This window comes from Olegusella massiliensis (genome assembly GCF_900078545.1).
In the GTDB taxonomy this organism is placed as follows: domain Bacteria; phylum Actinomycetota; class Coriobacteriia; order Coriobacteriales; family Atopobiaceae; genus Olegusella; species Olegusella massiliensis.
Genome location: NZ_FLLS01000002.1, coordinates 299,453 through 315,324 on the forward strand (window position 1 = coordinate 299,453; position 15,872 = coordinate 315,324).

The 15,872-nt window shown below is 49.1% G+C and carries 26 protein-coding genes and 1 tRNA gene; 3 read left to right on the forward strand and 24 right to left on the reverse strand.

What is annotated here, in order from left to right:
- Positions 1-2: 2 nt before the first annotated feature.
- The 9 genes from BN4314_RS01625 to BN4314_RS01655 form a co-directional block, all read right to left on the reverse strand.
- A complete protein-coding gene (locus BN4314_RS01625; RefSeq protein ID WP_068539465.1) occupies positions 3-1,007 on the reverse strand; it encodes a DUF1351 domain-containing protein in 1,005 nt (334 codons plus the stop codon).
- Positions 1,000-1,128 carry a hypothetical protein gene (locus tag BN4314_RS08320; protein WP_267899990.1) on the reverse strand — a complete coding sequence of 43 codons (129 nt, stop codon included), beginning with the start codon at positions 1,126-1,128 and terminating at the stop codon, positions 1,000-1,002. The genes BN4314_RS01625 and BN4314_RS08320 overlap by 8 nt, the downstream gene beginning before the upstream one ends.
- A complete protein-coding gene (locus tag BN4314_RS01630; RefSeq protein ID WP_068539466.1) occupies positions 1,125-1,505 on the reverse strand; it encodes a RusA family crossover junction endodeoxyribonuclease in 381 nt (126 codons plus the stop codon). The genes BN4314_RS08320 and BN4314_RS01630 overlap by 4 nt, the downstream gene beginning before the upstream one ends.
- On the reverse strand, positions 1,502-1,705 hold the full coding sequence (locus tag BN4314_RS01635; RefSeq protein ID WP_068539468.1) for a hypothetical protein: 204 nt from the start codon (positions 1,703-1,705) through the stop codon (positions 1,502-1,504). Before BN4314_RS01635 ends, BN4314_RS01630 begins: the two co-directional genes overlap by 4 nt.
- Positions 1,702-2,001 (reverse strand): hypothetical protein, encoded by a 300-nt coding sequence (locus BN4314_RS01640; RefSeq protein WP_068539470.1) that lies wholly within the window; start codon positions 1,999-2,001, stop codon positions 1,702-1,704. The genes BN4314_RS01635 and BN4314_RS01640 overlap by 4 nt, the downstream gene beginning before the upstream one ends.
- A gap of 2 nt (positions 2,002-2,003) precedes the next feature.
- Positions 2,004-2,144: a hypothetical protein gene (locus BN4314_RS08045; RefSeq protein WP_157089938.1), complete on the reverse strand. Its 141-nt coding sequence runs from the start codon at positions 2,142-2,144 to the stop codon at positions 2,004-2,006.
- Positions 2,145-2,146: 2 nt separating this feature from the next.
- Positions 2,147-2,350 carry a helix-turn-helix domain-containing protein gene (locus BN4314_RS01645; RefSeq protein WP_068539472.1) on the reverse strand — a complete coding sequence of 68 codons (204 nt, stop codon included), beginning with the start codon at positions 2,348-2,350 and terminating at the stop codon, positions 2,147-2,149.
- A gap of 104 nt (positions 2,351-2,454) precedes the next feature.
- Positions 2,455-2,667, reverse strand: coding sequence for a hypothetical protein (locus BN4314_RS01650; RefSeq protein WP_068539474.1), 213 nt, complete (start codon positions 2,665-2,667; stop codon positions 2,455-2,457).
- A 27-nt stretch (positions 2,668-2,694) separates the two neighbouring features.
- Positions 2,695-2,889 carry a helix-turn-helix domain-containing protein gene (locus BN4314_RS01655; protein WP_068539476.1) on the reverse strand — a complete coding sequence of 65 codons (195 nt, stop codon included), beginning with the start codon at positions 2,887-2,889 and terminating at the stop codon, positions 2,695-2,697.
- Between the two features lie 148 nt (positions 2,890-3,037).
- Between BN4314_RS01655 and BN4314_RS01660 the strand changes: the two genes are divergently transcribed.
- Positions 3,038-3,205, forward strand: coding sequence for a YjzC family protein (locus tag BN4314_RS01660; protein ID WP_068539477.1), 168 nt, complete (start codon positions 3,038-3,040; stop codon positions 3,203-3,205).
- A 299-nt stretch (positions 3,206-3,504) separates the two neighbouring features.
- Here BN4314_RS01660 and BN4314_RS08365 read toward each other — a convergent pair whose 3' ends face one another.
- Positions 3,505-3,705 (reverse strand): helix-turn-helix domain-containing protein, encoded by a 201-nt coding sequence (locus BN4314_RS08365; RefSeq protein WP_408634881.1) that lies wholly within the window; start codon positions 3,703-3,705, stop codon positions 3,505-3,507.
- A 135-nt stretch (positions 3,706-3,840) separates the two neighbouring features.
- Here BN4314_RS08365 and BN4314_RS01670 point away from each other — a divergent pair, with 135 nt between their 5' ends.
- Together BN4314_RS01670 and BN4314_RS01675 are read left to right on the forward strand one after the other, a co-directional pair.
- Positions 3,841-4,476 (forward strand): LexA family protein, encoded by a 636-nt coding sequence (locus tag BN4314_RS01670; protein ID WP_082911118.1) that lies wholly within the window; start codon positions 3,841-3,843, stop codon positions 4,474-4,476.
- A 14-nt stretch (positions 4,477-4,490) separates the two neighbouring features.
- Positions 4,491-5,198, forward strand: coding sequence for a hypothetical protein (locus BN4314_RS01675; protein WP_187369523.1), 708 nt, complete (start codon positions 4,491-4,493; stop codon positions 5,196-5,198).
- Between the two features lie 85 nt (positions 5,199-5,283).
- Here BN4314_RS01675 and BN4314_RS01680 read toward each other — a convergent pair.
- The 14 genes from BN4314_RS01680 to BN4314_RS01745 form a co-directional block, all read right to left on the reverse strand.
- Positions 5,284-5,359: transfer RNA gene (locus tag BN4314_RS01680), tRNA-Phe, on the reverse strand.
- A gap of 93 nt (positions 5,360-5,452) precedes the next feature.
- Positions 5,453-6,043 (reverse strand): FHA domain-containing protein, encoded by a 591-nt coding sequence (locus tag BN4314_RS01685; RefSeq protein ID WP_068539485.1) that lies wholly within the window; start codon positions 6,041-6,043, stop codon positions 5,453-5,455.
- Positions 6,036-6,419 (reverse strand): DUF192 domain-containing protein, encoded by a 384-nt coding sequence (locus tag BN4314_RS01690; RefSeq protein ID WP_068539487.1) that lies wholly within the window; start codon positions 6,417-6,419, stop codon positions 6,036-6,038. The genes BN4314_RS01685 and BN4314_RS01690 overlap by 8 nt, the downstream gene beginning before the upstream one ends.
- Complete coding sequence (locus tag BN4314_RS01695) at positions 6,420-6,860, reverse strand: hypothetical protein (protein ID WP_068540755.1); 441 nt, start codon at positions 6,858-6,860, stop codon at positions 6,420-6,422.
- 92 nt (positions 6,861-6,952) lie between these two features.
- A complete protein-coding gene (locus BN4314_RS01700; protein ID WP_232309700.1) occupies positions 6,953-9,058 on the reverse strand; it encodes a hypothetical protein in 2,106 nt (701 codons plus the stop codon).
- Between the two features lie 16 nt (positions 9,059-9,074).
- Positions 9,075-9,668, reverse strand: a complete 594-nt coding sequence (locus tag BN4314_RS01705) for a TadE family protein (RefSeq protein WP_408634864.1) — start codon at positions 9,666-9,668, stop codon at positions 9,075-9,077.
- A complete protein-coding gene (locus BN4314_RS01710; protein ID WP_021734922.1) occupies positions 9,562-9,807 on the reverse strand; it encodes a hypothetical protein in 246 nt (81 codons plus the stop codon). The genes BN4314_RS01705 and BN4314_RS01710 overlap by 107 nt, the downstream gene beginning before the upstream one ends.
- Positions 9,785-10,321, reverse strand: coding sequence for a hypothetical protein (locus tag BN4314_RS01715; RefSeq protein WP_068539491.1), 537 nt, complete (start codon positions 10,319-10,321; stop codon positions 9,785-9,787). Before BN4314_RS01715 ends, BN4314_RS01710 begins: the two co-directional genes overlap by 23 nt.
- A gap of 28 nt (positions 10,322-10,349) precedes the next feature.
- Complete coding sequence (locus tag BN4314_RS01720; protein ID WP_021735001.1) at positions 10,350-10,553, reverse strand: Flp family type IVb pilin; 204 nt, start codon at positions 10,551-10,553, stop codon at positions 10,350-10,352.
- A gap of 48 nt (positions 10,554-10,601) precedes the next feature.
- On the reverse strand, positions 10,602-11,246 hold the full coding sequence (locus BN4314_RS01725) for a type II secretion system F family protein (protein WP_021734953.1): 645 nt from the start codon (positions 11,244-11,246) through the stop codon (positions 10,602-10,604).
- Between the two features lies 1 nt (position 11,247).
- Entirely contained in the window at positions 11,248-12,201 is a 954-nt protein-coding gene (locus BN4314_RS01730; protein WP_068539492.1) for a type II secretion system F family protein, read from the reverse strand.
- Complete coding sequence (locus tag BN4314_RS01735) at positions 12,180-13,523, reverse strand: CpaF family protein (RefSeq protein WP_068539494.1); 1,344 nt, start codon at positions 13,521-13,523, stop codon at positions 12,180-12,182. Before BN4314_RS01735 ends, BN4314_RS01730 begins: the two co-directional genes overlap by 22 nt.
- A complete protein-coding gene (locus tag BN4314_RS01740; protein WP_068539496.1) occupies positions 13,520-14,911 on the reverse strand; it encodes a nucleotide-binding protein in 1,392 nt (463 codons plus the stop codon). Before BN4314_RS01740 ends, BN4314_RS01735 begins: the two co-directional genes overlap by 4 nt.
- Positions 14,904-15,686 carry an SAF domain-containing protein gene (locus BN4314_RS01745; RefSeq protein ID WP_068539497.1) on the reverse strand — a complete coding sequence of 261 codons (783 nt, stop codon included), beginning with the start codon at positions 15,684-15,686 and terminating at the stop codon, positions 14,904-14,906. Before BN4314_RS01745 ends, BN4314_RS01740 begins: the two co-directional genes overlap by 8 nt.
- Positions 15,687-15,872 lie beyond the last annotated feature (186 nt).

Here is a 15,872-nt window from a genome sequence, read left to right on the forward strand (position 1 = left end):
GATTAAATCCTCCTAAACATTGCGTTGATTCCTGCCGCGTTAATCCAATCGCGGAGTGCTTGTAGCTGTAGCTCGGTGACCGTGGCGCGAAACTCGACTGTGAATGCCACAGGTGCTTGAGGAATTTCTTGTGCGGTCTCTATGCGGCGCTGACGAGCTTCTTCTGCTGCTTTAATGGCTTCTGCATGCCTGAGCTCTTCTTCCTGCTGGCGCTTAGCTTCTGCTTCTGCTTGTGCTTCTAGTGCTGCCTGCTCGGCTTCCATTTGTGCGGCTTCGCGCTTGGCAATCTCTTCTTGCATGAGTTCTTGGCGCTCACGCTCTGCTTGCTCATGAGCACGCGCTGCCTCTGATGCTTCAAATTCGGCGTTTTCGGCGGCAATGGCTCCTGCCATGTCGAGCGAGAGCAGGAACTTCGCGCGGATGCGTGATTTGCGGTCGGCTGGGTAAGGCATGCCATCTAAGGTGGTCAGGCTGCCATTCACTGCTTGTATTGCATTTTGCAAGTCAGCTATAGCGGCTGCGGTGCTGGTAGAACGCAAATACCATTTGCCTGATTTTGCGTAGTGCTCCTCGATGAGGTCAAAGCTCACCATGGTCGCAAGCTCGCCTGCAAAGTCGGCATAGGCATCTTGCAGTTCTGAGCGCTTACGCTGCTGCCTGCCTTCGTCCCATGTCGTAAGTTCTTGCTTGAAAGCGCTCTCGCGCTCTGTGAGCGGCTCAAGTGTGCTTTTTGCACCATCCTTAAAAGTCTTTACAGCCTCCTCGATGGCGCGGGTCATACTCTTGCGCTCGGTTTCGATTGCATTGATACGAGCGTTGAGAGCGGTGCGGGTGCGCTTCGCCTGCTTGTAGGCGTCTTCTGATGTGATGGGGAATGGCTCAAAGTCGCCACTTGCTACCATGGCAGCGACTTTGCCAGTAGCTGCTGAGAGCCACACATCGGCATCACCTAGCACACGCGGCGTTTCGATGACTTGGGCTTCTACTTCTAAGGTGTCTTTACTCATATTCGTCTTCTTCCTCGTACTCGTCTTCATCGTCGTAATCGTCTTCGTAGTGGCTGTTCCACCATGCTTCTGCGTCTGCAAGTTCGCAGGCGTAGCAAATGCTTTCTACGTCTTGGGTCATGCGTCCTCACCTGCTTCAAGCTCGATTAAGCGGACTTCAATGCGGGGGTTATCTTTATCTGTTGCGAAGATGTGGGAAATGCCTACGACGTGTTTCTGGTCGTCATCTACAAGCACGCCTGCGGTTACGAGTCCGTCTAGGATGAACTTCGCGCCAAAGGCGATGTTGTCGAGATCGCGACGGTGGTTTTTTTCGTACCACGTGATTGAGACGCGGCAGGGGGCGGCCAAAGGCTTGAGCTTCTGAGCTTTTGCACACCACGCAACAAGGGCGGTTTCTGAGCGCTTGGCTTTGCTGCCTTTTGCCCAGTGGGCACGGTTGAGCGCCGTGTACTCATTAAGCCCCATGAGTCGCCCTGGAATAACGAGTAGGCTCACTTGGCCACCCCCTGCGATTTGAGGTAATCAATCCATGCCGCGAAAGCGTCGGCATCTTTGAAGAAAGTGCCGATGTGGCATGTAGTGGTGTGGGGCTTGCCTTTATCACCTACACCACGCTGCTCTACGCGGTCGTAGTACTCCCAGCCATCACAAATAAGCGCGTGATACCCACGGCGGCAAACGACTTCGCCTTTCATGCTGCCTTCCCTTCGTCTGTCGCTACGAAAAGCCCCTCGATGTCCCAGGGCGTAATGCCAAACTCGCGGAATTCTTGGGCTATTGCCCAGCCCGCGCCCGTCTGCCACCCATTGAGGTAATCGCGGACGTATCCTGTCTTAAAAAGCTTGCTCATCACGCGCCTCGACTCGCAAAACTCAGCCATGACGCGGCGAGCAACACGCTTGAAGTCTTCGCAGGCGAATTGCTTATGTTCGCCTACAAAGCGTTCAGAGCAGAGCTGCTCAAGCGCCTGTTCAAATGTTTCGTTGCTCATGTCTACATCGCCCCAATCAGGTGCAGAATCGTCTGTATGTGCCAGGGCATGAACGCGTGGTTAAAGCCCAAGGCAATGCCTGTGTAGATAAAGGCGGTGAGGTCGTAGAGCAACTCGAGTGCGATTGCGGCGCTGATAATCACGGCTACTGCTCGCAAAGCAAACCGTACTTCTTCAGTAACTCGCGGCTTGAGATACGCCAACGCTCGTCCCCGACCTTGGCAGCAATAAGCTGCCCGTTTGCGCACATGGCGCGGACTGCTCGTGTGCTGCATCCGATAATTCCTGCTGCTACATCTACGGAGATGAGCGGCGGCAACTCTTGAATTTCCTGTACGGCGTACTTCATGCGCTCCTCCTGCGGCTGTGAATCTGTGTTGTACAATGGTGTTGTCCATTTCTAAGTCCTTTGGACGCGCCCGTTACGAGTGCTGGCTCGTGGCGGGCATTTGCTTATGCGAGCCTGATTGCTCCTGCGGGGATACTGTCGTCGAAGAAATCGGGCAACCAGACGATGCAAAGGCGCTTTGCGGCAATCCAGAATTCGGGGTTCCCCTCGTTCTGGACTTTGAGTTCGTGACTGAACTCGCGGGCTTCGTCGAGAGAGCTGAACCACTTTCCATGCCAACTCTCGTAATCTGTCGTCCAATCAACACGCCAATCCATGATTTGCTCCTTTCTTATGTGTCTCTTTTAGTCTTCAAAAAGGTCTTTTGGCTTACAGCCGATCGCCCCAGCAACAATCTCTGCGGTGCCGATACTCATGGCGCGGATGCCTTTATCGGTTGACCATTTCCAAATGGATGTGCGACCGTAGCCAGTCTTTTCTGCAAGTTCCTTTTTGGTCACACCCGTCTCTTTAAGACGCTCATTTAGCATTGAGTGCATACAATCCACCACCTTTTGTGTAGGAACACATGTTTTTATGCAATATGTTGTGTTATGCTCACTTAGAGCGAACATCTACTATCTTTCGTCTGATTAGATGTGCTCTTTTATTGGCGACTCGGAAAACCACTGAATGGGGGTGATTTATATGGCAAAGACACTTCATAAGCCTGGCGAGGATAATCAGCGTCCAGGGCGCTATATCGAAGTGGGGCCACGCGGTGGCCAAGTCAAAGATCCGCGCGTTATCAGTATCGATAAGGGAGATAGGCTTCCGCCTACCTCCGAAGAAGGCCATCGCTGGGTAAAGCACTAAGCCTTCTTCCGTCGTTGTCCCGGACGCTAAACGGGGCATTGGTTGCTCACCTCAACCCGTTTCCTCCAGAGACACCAACATCTCCCGAAGCAATCAATTTGCACCCAGGCTTCTGCCCAGTGTTTACCGCTCTCCCAGTAGGTCGTAATGTAGTGGTGCATCTCTCCTCCCTTCTCCTTGTTCAGTCCGTTGCATCATCGCCCTCTCAGGCGATTGGTTCGGCGGGGGTTTGTACCCGCGGCAGTGTGTGCTGCCATCGACCACCTACGTATCCGCATAGGCTCGGGTGCTGGTAGTGCTTAGTGCTGGATACGGCCATCTGACAGCATTAGATACTCTGGAGAACACCCATAAAGGTGTGATAGTTTGATAATGTTCTCTGCAGAGGGTGACTGCTTTTCAAGCTCCCAATTACTAATTTGATTCGCGCTAACACCAACTAGCTGGGCAACCTCTTTAGTAGTCAATGATTTGCGGGCACGCTCAGCTCTCATATTCATCCTCACTTAGACTCACCTCCAAATACATCCTAAAGGTTGTATCGACAAATAGAAAGATACAACTCTAAAGTTGTTGTGTCAACCTTAATCGCGTGGAAAAATACAACTATAAAGTTGTTCATAAAAGGAGGGGTGATGTACAAAATCGCTGAGGCACGCAAAAGAAAGGGCCTGAGTCAACTTGACTTGGCAAATGCGATAGGCACCACTCAGCAACAAGTCGCCAAGTGGGAAAGCGGGAAAATAGACCCGCGTGTTAGTTCTTTAGAAAAAATTGCGTCTGCTCTTAACGTTACCCTGTCCTACCTTCTCGGATTGGGCGATGACCCTAACTTTATTAATGCCAACCCCGTTCCCACCGTCCGCGTACCTATCCTCGGGCGTATCGCCGCCGGCACGCCACGTGAAGCGTTTTCTTGCTCTGACGAGTGGCACGACACTCCTACAACACTTGTAGAGCACAGAAAAGGCTGCTTTTGGCTCGTAGTAGCTGGCAACTCCATGAACCGCTTGTTTCCAGAAGGCTCGCTTGTGCTCATTGACCCTGCCGCTGAGGTGCGCGATGGAGACGTTGCAGCGGTATTTGTAAATGGCGATGATGCCACCATTAAACGGGTGGAGTACGACAGTGGCGTAGTAACGCTATATCCAGAGAGCTACGACACCGAATATCGCCCTCGTGTGATAGACCAAAGCGACCCTGATGCACCATCATTCCATGCAATAGGACGCGTGGTGAGCTTTACCGCACCTGATGATTGGAGAGCGTAAGAATGAAATTCGGCATGCGGATTTTAGAAGGTATAAAGCACTTACAAGCCGAACAGCGTATAAAGAATGAAGCGGCTCGTAGAAGCGCTGAATTCATGCATAAATCAGAAGAGTCTTATCGTGCGATGAAAAAATATAAAGATAGGCCTCTTAGAAAATCAAAACTTGCAACAGGTATACCGAATTTACCATTTAGCGATGGTGAATACGCTGCAGACGATAGGTATCTCTACGACTATACAAATAAGAAAGCCTATCTATCAGAAACAGATTATTTCGTAACAACAGAAGCATTAAATGCTGTACGCAAAGATATATTCAAGCTTGAAGCAATGATTAGTCCTTCCAAACTTGGAATAAATTCCTTACCAACCTTTAAAGTAAAATTAGGCAAAGTCCCGATTTATAATGCAGGGGAAAAGCCAACTGGACATAGAGGTGTTTATCTCACTGTTACACCATTAACACCGACAGGCAAACCGCCACGATATCCAGCTGTTATCCACTTCTATAACACGCCTATGTCTGGCGAAATGTTCCACGGCGAAATTTCTTACCTTGCTAATGGAAACATGGGCAAAGCAGATATTACATATTGTCTCGATGGCGCTACATATAAAGTTGCATGGAGAAGCAAAAACGGGAAAATTCAGCCATCGAATATAAAAGCAATTGACCCAACCATGACAATGAACCCTGACGTAGTGTTATGGAGAGCGTGATGGGAATGTTTTGTCACTTTTTTGTCACTCCGTGTCACTTTGGGAAGAAAAAAGGTCAGAACCGAAGCTCTGACCTTATGTTTTCTGGTGGCGGGGAAGGGAATCGAACCCCTGACACGGGGATTTTCAGTCCCCTGCTCTACCAACTGAGCTACCCAGCCAAAACGCCTGCGCTTGCAAGCTTGTATATCTTAACAAAGGACATGCCGCTGTCAACTCTTTATTCTGATGAAACCCCAATTTTTTGAAAATAATCAGCATGCTTTTGGTTTATTGGAATAAATTTTTTGGGCAAGTAGATAATTTCCGCAAAGCGAAATCGTCTCTCCAAAAGGAATAAGCACAGTATCTTCCAAAGCTTTTCCCTGGTAAATTATGGGATTTGTAGCTCCTAAGTCTCTTACTATCATGCCTTTTTCATCAGGAAGCAACTCAGCATGTGATCGCGACACTGCCTGAGAATGCAAGACCACATCATTGTGTGGTGATCTTCCAATCCTCAGTCCTTGTTTGGGCAAGGGAATGTGAGTTTCTATCTCGGGAGTTTTTATCCAAAGACAAACTGCGCTGGTATTTTCCTCACTTGCAACAAGAGATTGACAAGTCTCTTCTTTTAGACGCTCCTCTAAAGGCAGCTGGTCGGTCATATCAGGTCCTTCTTGTTCAGAAAACTTGTACATGCATTCAAAACAGGTATCCATATCCGCAAACAAGATTTGTCTACAACGAGGACAAATTTTAGTGCTGTCAGACATTGTGGAATTGACATCGTCTTGTATGGAAAGAGGTGGGGCGGATGGGATTTTTTCTAGCTCACCTCTTCCAAAAACTCGTAGGTCAGCCATATACGGTCTCCCCTTCTCGTTTTTCTTCTTGCATTAACCAAACCCTCTGACCTTGTCGAAGCCATGTCCGCCTACTTGCAGGACGCTCTAACACAGCCCAACTACCAAATTTGCTGCGAATATCCCCCGGTTTTACGTTTTGGCAAACACGTAATACATGCCCATCGCGGTCTATAAAGGCAAGGTCAAGAGGATACTTCATGCCAAAGGTGTGAACCGAGCTACAACGCATGAGTGCGGCAGCAGGACTGTGCTTGCCTGAGCGTAATAAACCTAAAGCTTTATCACGGAAAGTCTCAAGCATTCTGACTGGTAAGCCCTCCATTTCTATTGCATCTGGATGAGGAGAGCTCAATACCTTTAGCTGAGCCATCATTTACATCACTACTCCTCCTCGATATCTATCAATCACCAATGTGCGGGTATGTTCCAAGCTAATAGGCGCACGGTAGACAACGCCAGCAATGACAAACGAGCTGGGCCAAGGCTTGTACCTAAGCGTGCAAACAAAACGAGTAAGTAAAGGAGAAACCGGAAAACCAATCCCAGCACCAATTTTTGAGTCGCCTCCATACACAGGCTCTGCATGTACTTCAACCGAACAGCTGTGCATATCCAGAGCAGCTTTTATGGTCTGCTCAACTTCATTTACTGCTGCAGCCTTTGCCTCACCTTTTGGTGAAACTCCTTGAGAAACCACGGCATCTGCTGCTATACGATCAAATGCAGAGCAAGCACTCACAAATCGCATCAGATTAAATACTGTCAGCGCAACAACAATTACTACAGGCACTAAAACAGCAAGCTCTACCGTCATTTGTCCAGAACTGCTACGAAATTTCTGCGATTTGCCAGAGATACGCCATAGCGGTAACAGGCTCCTAAAACCAAAGCGCCCCAAAACCATTGTTAGCCACCTCCAAGATATTTGGAGACATCTATTGTTAAGGGAATCTTGACACCGGTACCAGGTATTTCAATCTCAGCAAAAGTAAAGATGGGACCACCCAGCTGGCTAGCCACCTCTCTTGCGAGCACTTGCGCAGCAGCGTCTCCACTATGGGGAAGTTTTTGCACAATTTCACGTACGATACTTAACTGCTCTCGTCCATCTCCTGCTTTGTCAAGTACTTCTTGGCTATGCACCAGTACAGGCTTTCGAGCTCTCATATCGGCAGGCTCAAAACCAGCAGATTTCACTGTGTTTGAAATCATCTTTTTTATAGACTGGGCTACTTGTTCACCCATGAGCCAGCCTGCATCATCCAAAAATCCATCTACATAAGATTGCGCAGTCTCAAAAGCAGATCCGTAGTCCACCAGTAATTTTCCCCAAAGCGCCAAGGCAGACTGGGCAATACCCGCAACTCCAAAACCAGCCTGAGACTCAATACCTGCAAGTACCTGAGATAAAACAGTACTTCCTTCACTGCTGTTCTCTGGTGCCAAAGTTGCTGCTGAAATTGCAGCACCTGCGGGTAATTTTGCTCCAGGAGAGAACGCACCTGTTAGCTCTGCTGGTGTCACGCTGCCCGCATCGCGCATAACCACCGCAACACAACCCCAAGCGCCTGCTGGCACAAAATCAGGTCTTTCAACTGCGAGAATATCCATAGCCTTCTGAAAAAGGTCATCGCTTTCTTCTGATATTCCTTCAAGTTCTTTTTCTGCAGCTATCTCGTCGTTTCTAGCTCCAAGATAATCACGCGATGCATCCACGACAATACGCCAGTAGTGCTCATATCCGTTATTAATATTTGTTGATGCACTGGCAGCACTTGCCTGTGCCTGCACATTCATGCCACATATGGGACAGCAACGTAGTGCGCCTGAATCAATATCGCCCAAAGAGGCGGTACCGGAATATGCACCTGTTGCCCCAGGACAAGCAAGAGAACTATGTAGCGTATGACCCTCTTCCTCATCTGTGCAGGGCCAAATTGAATCGGTATACAAGCTAGTTGCCTGCACCATTGCCACTGTATGAGGAAGCTCGGGAAGCTGCATTTCAACGTAGTCGGGCTTATCTATACATTTTGCTTTTTCCATCTCGCGGGCAGCAAAACGATAAAACTGCTTCCGCGCAGCGCTACGAGTCAGCTCCTCTACCGAAGACCCATGAGGATGCTCCGAGGTAGTTCGCGTGCGATAGTAATTGAGGGAGCGAATCCTCGCGTAATCAAAACGCCACTCTTTAAAACTTGCATAATTTGGATTAAATGCACCAGACAACCCCGCAAGCGTCTGAGCTCGGCTTCTCATGCAATGTGGGTTATCTACACAGTCCGCTCGCCACGCTTTTTCCTTTGCAGCATCGGCTCGCTCCATTGCATCTTTTTTACGTTCAGAAGCATCTTGGAGTTTCTTAGCGTTGTCCTCTAATTCTTTTCCCAAAAGACCATTATCAAGAAAGGAATAATCCGTCTCTGAAGTGAGGGGAAATGGAATTGCGCTACCCACATACTTTAGCTGCTGCGTGCTGTTTGCCGAGGTACATGATGCCGCATTTGCCATCACAAGAGCTGGCAAAGCCTTTTCAAGTTTCTGTAAACCTGTCGCAGCGCTTCTTGCAAAATTTCGTCTTAGGTCAAGGATAGAACGACCGACATTGATAGTCTCAATAGCAGCTGCATGCGTGATGGGAAGAGCGGACAGTATGAGACCCGTCCCCATAGTTGCCAAACCTGCTAGCCCCATGGAAAGCACAATGGCATCACTTACCTGAGCTACTGTCGTAAAGGCAGACACTGCATTTGCACCAGCAAGGGCGGTGGCATCTGCCACTTCTTGAACTTCTGACGCACGTGAGGTTGACCAAGCAACTGAAGCAGCACCGAATACTAACACCAAACTTACAAGTAAGGCGACCGCCATTGCCACAGTAGTGTAACCACCCTCATCAGAAATAAAGATCGACAGCGGTGAACAGTTCGTGGGAGATGGAGCACGCACTAGAGCGTTTTGCTTGGGATTCTTATTGCTGCTGATATCACCTGAATGCATGCCTATACTCATTGGCACTTTCTTGTCTTTATTTCCAAACACTAACCCAATCCGCATACGCACCTCCTAACCATTCTGGTCGCATCCGTTCGGTCATATCCACCTGCAGTACCAAGCCCGTACCATCGCGCTCATAAAACGCTGAGGCAAAACTTCCAAATAAGGGAAGGGGACGAGCATGACCCGTTATAGAAACACGAACACATCCCCCTTCCCCATCGCTTGTTTTAACTTGCCAATCTCCCTGTCCACCCACATGAAAGAAAGATACTTCTGGCACTGCAGCCAATCTTCTTAGGCTAAAGTCCTTGCAAGCAGAAAGGTCCGAGTCATTCCGGGCAGTCAAGACAGCGCGAGCTGTTTCTGCAGCGGCACCTCGCATCAGCATCTGCGTATAGAGCAAGCAAGCAGGTTGCACAAGCAGGGCAATCAATACCATGACACTCGGTATCAACACAGCTGCTTCTATGGTGGATTGACCCAAACTCGCCCTATAGCTGCATGTATGCAAGCTATTAGAAAAGGACAAGGTCATTGACCTCATTAAGGGTATTTCCTGCACCAAAGAGATGCGATGCTGCCGCCGTCGCCAGCTTGAGCAAATGCCCATCCCTGCCCGCATGCCACACTGCAGCAAGACCCACCACCAAGGACAAAAAAGCAAACAGTACCAAGGCATACTCAAGAGTCGATTGACCTTGGCACATACGAGCTGCTTTGTGCTGTTCGAGATTCCCACTACTCCTCCTTCCCTGACACATCTGTCATCTCCTCCTTCCAGGCATCATGATCCATCCGCGTTATCTTCAATTTGCTGTGCTCTCCCTCAGCGGATACTATGCAAACGTCAACCCAACGGTCTCCTTGCACCACACAACCCCAAACGCGACCAAACAAATCAAGATAGTCAGCCGTCACAAGCACACAGTCATTTCTTTTTTTATATGCCTGCATCAACAACTGAGCCTCCTGTGCCATAGAAAACTCAGAGCTTTGCTGCATACAAGCAGAGCTGTGTGTTCGTGGAGCAGTTGCAAGTGATACCAGCAGCTGATCAAGTTCTTCTTCCAAACCTGCTGTATCAGTACGAAAGCTTGGTGCGGCCTGCTGAGAGGACTCGCCAGACTTGGTTTCTCGACGCTTGTTTACATCCATAGGGTGTCGAGCGCTCTGTGCTTGTGGTTCACTGTCCTGCTTGTCCCCTATTTTTGGAGCAGGAAATGCAAGCAAATCCACGATGAGAAAAAAGGTTATCGCTGCAAGTGCAAGAACCACATGCCTCGCTCTGCTTGTTTGTCTTTTTCTACAAACCATTAATACCATCGGCAATGGCTGACCATAGCTCCTGTACCTTGCCACGGAAGGCAATAATGGCAAGAATTGCAATAACTACCAGCACGCCAACCAAAATCGCGTACTCAGTAGTACCCTGACCTTTCTCATTTGCTAAAGTTTTTGTAACCCAACAACGTAAAGCGTTTATCTGTGCATAAATCCAGTCGTCCATAAGCGGTCCTTTCATCCGTATTCTCACATCCTTCATGGATGTAAATAGCTATCCCAGAGCTATAGCCGATCCAAGCAAAGGTCCCAATATTGCCAATAACATGGCAGGCACAATGAGTGTTCCTAAAGGGATCAGCATTTTTACCGGCACTTTTTCAATTTGTTCTTCTACTTGAGAACGTTGCTCATCACGAATTGCCTGTGATTGCTGCTCAAGCACCGCTGCAAGTGGGGAACCAAAAGCAAGCGCTTGAGAAACTGCATCTGAAAAGCGTTTTAAAGCAGCAAGCTCCAACTCAGTCGCCAATTCACTCAACGCTTCATCACGAGTTGCGATACCCATACGCCATGAATCCATCGCATGACGAAAGGCAATTGAAAGCTCCGTTGTACTCCGATTGCAATACAGTTCAAGAGAAGCATCAAACGAAAGTCCTGCAGAAAGCCCCAAAGTCAAAATATCCAGCATTTCAGGCAGGCTCCGCAAACCTTCTGAGCGCCGCGCTGCCAAACGCGATTGGCGGCGCACTTCCATAATGAATGGCAAACGCCTTTCCACACTCTGGCTCAGCCGATTAAAAAAACGATGAGACGACAGTTCCCTTGCATCCTTTTGGGGTAAGCCCAATACCCATACTCCCGCAAAATTGCTTATGCCCGTTGCACCAATAAGCGCAAGTATTGTTATATCCATATCAAATCACCCCTTTCATCAAGCGCCGTACAATAAAGAGCGCCAATCCGTCCATAAGCAATGCAACAATCACGCTTCCTGCTCCTGCTGGGGTGCTAAGTCCTACTTGAAAATCTGGAGAGAGTAAAGAGAGCAAGGCCACCATAGTGAGTGGAAGGAGACAAACAATCCTCACTGAAAGTCGAACTTGTGCTGTTTTAACTGCCAAAAGACGTTCAAGTTCACCTTGCTTTTCTGCAAGCTCTGCAGAGGTTTGCAAAAGACTGCGCAAGGGACTGCCTGTGCGTTGGGATACGAGCAAAGCAGTAATCACGAGACCCATACGAGGAACTACGAGCTCGTCTTCTAGCAGGCAAAGTGCTTCTTGTACTGAATCACCACAGCGCAGACGCATGGCAACGCGCGAAAAAGCTTCGGCTGTGGGGCCTTGTCCATGAGAACCCACGTAATCAATTGCCTGCGAAAGCGTCTCGCCAGATGATAAGGCCAACGCGAGAGCTCGCAAGGCATCAGGCATTTCTTTAGCAAGTTGTATCTCACGCTTGCGTCTGCAGGCAGCATTCCAAATTGGTAGCGCTGCTGCTAGAGCAAATACCGGGACACTCATACCAACAAGTGAGCGAGAAAAGAGCAGACATGTAAAAGCTGCAGCGCAATCTGCCAACAACAGTGCAGTGCAGGCTTGCTCTCTACTAAGTAAGGGCTTTAGCTGTGAGAGCCGGCATGCAAGCACATCAGAAACCGCTCGCCATGCTTGTAACTTTAGGAGTACAGGTACAAGTCCTGCTTGAGAACACATGTCACAGACATGAACAAAGAGGCGCCAAACAACTCGCAAGCGAATGCTTGCAGGAGCAAGGAGCTGCGCATTGCCACGATCTATGAGTACAAAGCTAGCAGCCCAGGTAAGAATGCCGCAGCTTGCGCAAAGAGCTAAGCCAGCATATGCCGCCATCGTGTTACCTCCTCTATGTCAATCACACCCTCTTCCATACCTTGTGCAATAAAGTCTGGCTCTCGCTTGAGAGTCCATGTATCAGATGCCACGTCATAGGAAACGCACTCATCCAACTGAACGCCTCCCGTAGAGCCGCGGCCAACTTCAGACATCGCCGTAATGCGGCGCTGACCTGAGGGCAAACGCCTGCCCATCACAATAAAATCGAGGGCACTGGTGATTTGTTCTTCAATGATGTCAGCAGGCAAATCCATGCCAAACCGTGCCATCAATACTAAGCGCAGTACTGCTTCCTCAGCTGTACCTGCGTGTAGCGTGGTGAGTGAACCGTCATGGCCAGTATTCATTGCCTGCAACATATCAATTGCTTCACCGCCACGGACCTCACCAACAACAATCCGATCTGGTCGCATACGCAAGGAGTTCTTGACTAAATCTCGAATGGTAATTGCACCAGAGCCTTCAATGGATGCATCACGTGCCTCCAGGCGCACTACATCTGGATGTGCCTCAAATCTCAGCTCGGCAGAGTCCTCAATAGTCACAATTCGCTCACCAATACCAATTTCACAAGAAAGCGCATTGAGTAGCGTGGTCTTGCCCGAGCCGGTACCCCCTGCCACAGCGATATCTTGTCGCAGACGTACCGCCCAACTCAGCAACTCGGCATACCATTTGGGCAATGAGCCAAGACGCACCAACTCTGCCAAAGAAGTGATGCGATTAGAAAACTTTCTAATGGTCATAGAGGGACCATCAATTGCAATAGGGGCAGCCACGGCATTAACACGATCACCATTGGCAAGTCGGGCATTAACTATGGGGCTCGCTCGATCGAGACGGCGACCTAAAGGCGCCAATATTCGATCAATTACCACCATGACCTGCTCTGCCGAATCAAAGGCCAGCTCAGATGGATAGATTTGCCCTTCTTTTTCAAAGAAAAGCGCTTTGGGGCCGTTAACCATTACTTCGGTGACGCGCTCATCATCAAGCAGACTTTGCAGGGGACCCAACCCGCAAATTTCATCAAGAACCTGCGTAATGAGTAACTCGTGTTCCTCAGCAGAAAGTCCCAGATAAAACTGACCATGTAGAAGGCTTTGACAACATACGCGCAACTCGGATCGAGCCAAAACCATGTCAGTGCCACCCACAAGCTGAGACATAGTCTCAAGCCCTAAACGATTAACCATATCCCGTTTGAGTTGCCAACGCAGTTTGCCGAGGCGTTCTCGTCGTGCCTTGTCCTCTGCCGTTTCGCCTTGCTGACAACAGGTAAGTTTTTCTTGTTCCAAAACTCTCTCAAGGACACTCATGAACACGCCTTCTTTCGAAAGAGTCTGAAAGGTCGGCGAGAAGCTTGTGGATCAAAAACAGCCTCCTGAGCTGCAGGGGTATCGGGGATTTTGCCCACCTCACTCAGTATTTGGGCAAGCAGGTGAGCAGAAGAGCGCACAAAATCAGAGTCGAGCTTTACTAGCTCCTGGGCTTTTCCTGCAGCAAGTAGCTCTGATACTTCAGGGCCGCCCTCAAGTACTCGAACAGCTCGTGCAGTTTCTAGTCCTACCTCAGCTCGGCCTGCCATTAGATCGAACTTTGTCCGGCGATCACCCCGATTGGCCACACGTACAATACGTGTGCGGGCAACGCCCAGCCGCACAGCCAATGCCGAAGTTCGTGCCAGCGAGCCAAAGCCGCCTGAATATTCATCGTGTACTAACAACAAGCGGTCACAGAGTTGGAATGCTTGAGCCACTGCATCCGTACAGGTAGATGATGTATCTACAAGTACCACGTCATAGGTAGAGGCGGCTGTTAGCAGCAATTTTTCAACCAGAGGAGAAATGCTCTCAGCCGATTCAGGGCGCGCACAAGGGCCCCAAAGGCGAATATTTTCTGTGACTTGAATGCTTGCCTCATCAAGCAAATCTCTATTACTCTTGGCGCCAATTTCAACTTCAGATTCACCACGAACATGACGACCCACACCAAACATACCTAACTTCAAGGTCTCCATAGCGGCCGCACGTGGCAAACCAAAAAAGGAAAAAAGGTTGCCACAGGCAAGATCAAGATCAAAAAGTGCAACTTTCATACCCCAAGAAGCGGCAATAAGCGCGCTCATTGCTGCAAGTGCAGTCTTTCCCACGCCCCCACGTCCAGAGCCAAATACAAAAATTGGCGCTACTTCAGCTGGATTCTCTAAGCGTTTTGCCTCCAAAGACCCCGTCTGCGATGCAACGACACAGGACTGATCTTCCTCATGTGAGTTTGTATATTTTGCGGTTGTCGTCACACCGCATGACGGCATTTGAGTGGGAAAAATATCCCTGGATTCTGGCGGTATTTCTTCCTTTGATTGCTCCGCATATATGAGCTTCTCTAGATCAATAACTTTGTCTATCTTTGCTTGCTTGGCATGCAAAAGCAAAGTCTGCGATGGATTCTTTGTCACTAAAACTACGCGCTGAGCATAGCCATCGTGTACCAATGCAGCTGCCAAATTAAGATCCGAAATCCCCTCATCACAGCCACCTACAATTGCTGAGTACTTATGCGCTTGTTCCTCACCAAACAAAGACCTCAGCCGACATGCACTAGGAACAAAGACAAGCTTTGCGTCAGCATCAACAGATTGAGCTGCAAGCTTGAGTGCATCGCGAGCTTTGAGAGCACAGTACGCAAACCAGATATTTTCACTCATGGGTATCATCCTTTTGATTGGGAGAAGCGACACTTTCGTTGCCAGGAGCTTCCGTTGCTGACGTCGAATTCCCCGCATCCTCAGCTTTTCTTTCAGGTTTTTCTTGCTCGCTCAGCTCAGGAGCTGCTGACACACTCGCCTTGCCAGCAACATCAGCAGCCGGAATAACCAAACGCAGATCCCCTGCTGCACTTGCAGCAAGAACTGCCGATACCCCCTCGGGTGGCACTGCCAGCGTCACTTGTGCTCCACTCAAACTGGCATTTGCACTCGGCTGCGAGAGCACTTGCATACCTTTTGCGATGAGCGATGTCCCGTCTTTTGACACCTGATATGCCTCAAGGCTTGCACCTTGGCTCAGATTACGAGAGATGCCAAGTTTGTCCGTAATGGGAAGTGTCAGCGCTACATGACCCGCAGGCACATCTGCCATCACTTCATTTGTACGGAAGTTTAACTTTGTGAGAGGTGCACCTTTAGAAGCAGGGACGCTAATTTCCTTACCTAAGGTCTCATCCAAGCTTTGCAACGCGCCATCGGGTGCCAAATCTGCCAACCAATCGCGCGTCGTAACGTTTGCCTGTGTCACGATATCGCCTGGCTCGAGATCTTCGCTTGTAACGACAAGCGTGACAACTTCCCCTCCATAACGAGCAATGGCATCCGAGCGAACACGTTCTGCTTCGCCACGCACATGATCCGCATAAAGAGCGCAAAGCATCATGCTCAAAACAGAACAGGCTAAAGCAAAAATAAGGCGAAAACGCTTTGACATTCTCATCCTTCCCAGTCCGCGCAAGTGCATCTGTTTTCCGTGCGTATCTATTTTTGACTGAGAAAGTAGCTGTTTAAGCTGGGTATTTCTATTTAGCTTGTCCAAAACTGCATAGCAGTTGACATTAAACTGATAAAGTTTTCTTCATCAGCAGCTTGATCATTCAAAAAATGTATTTTTGAAAAT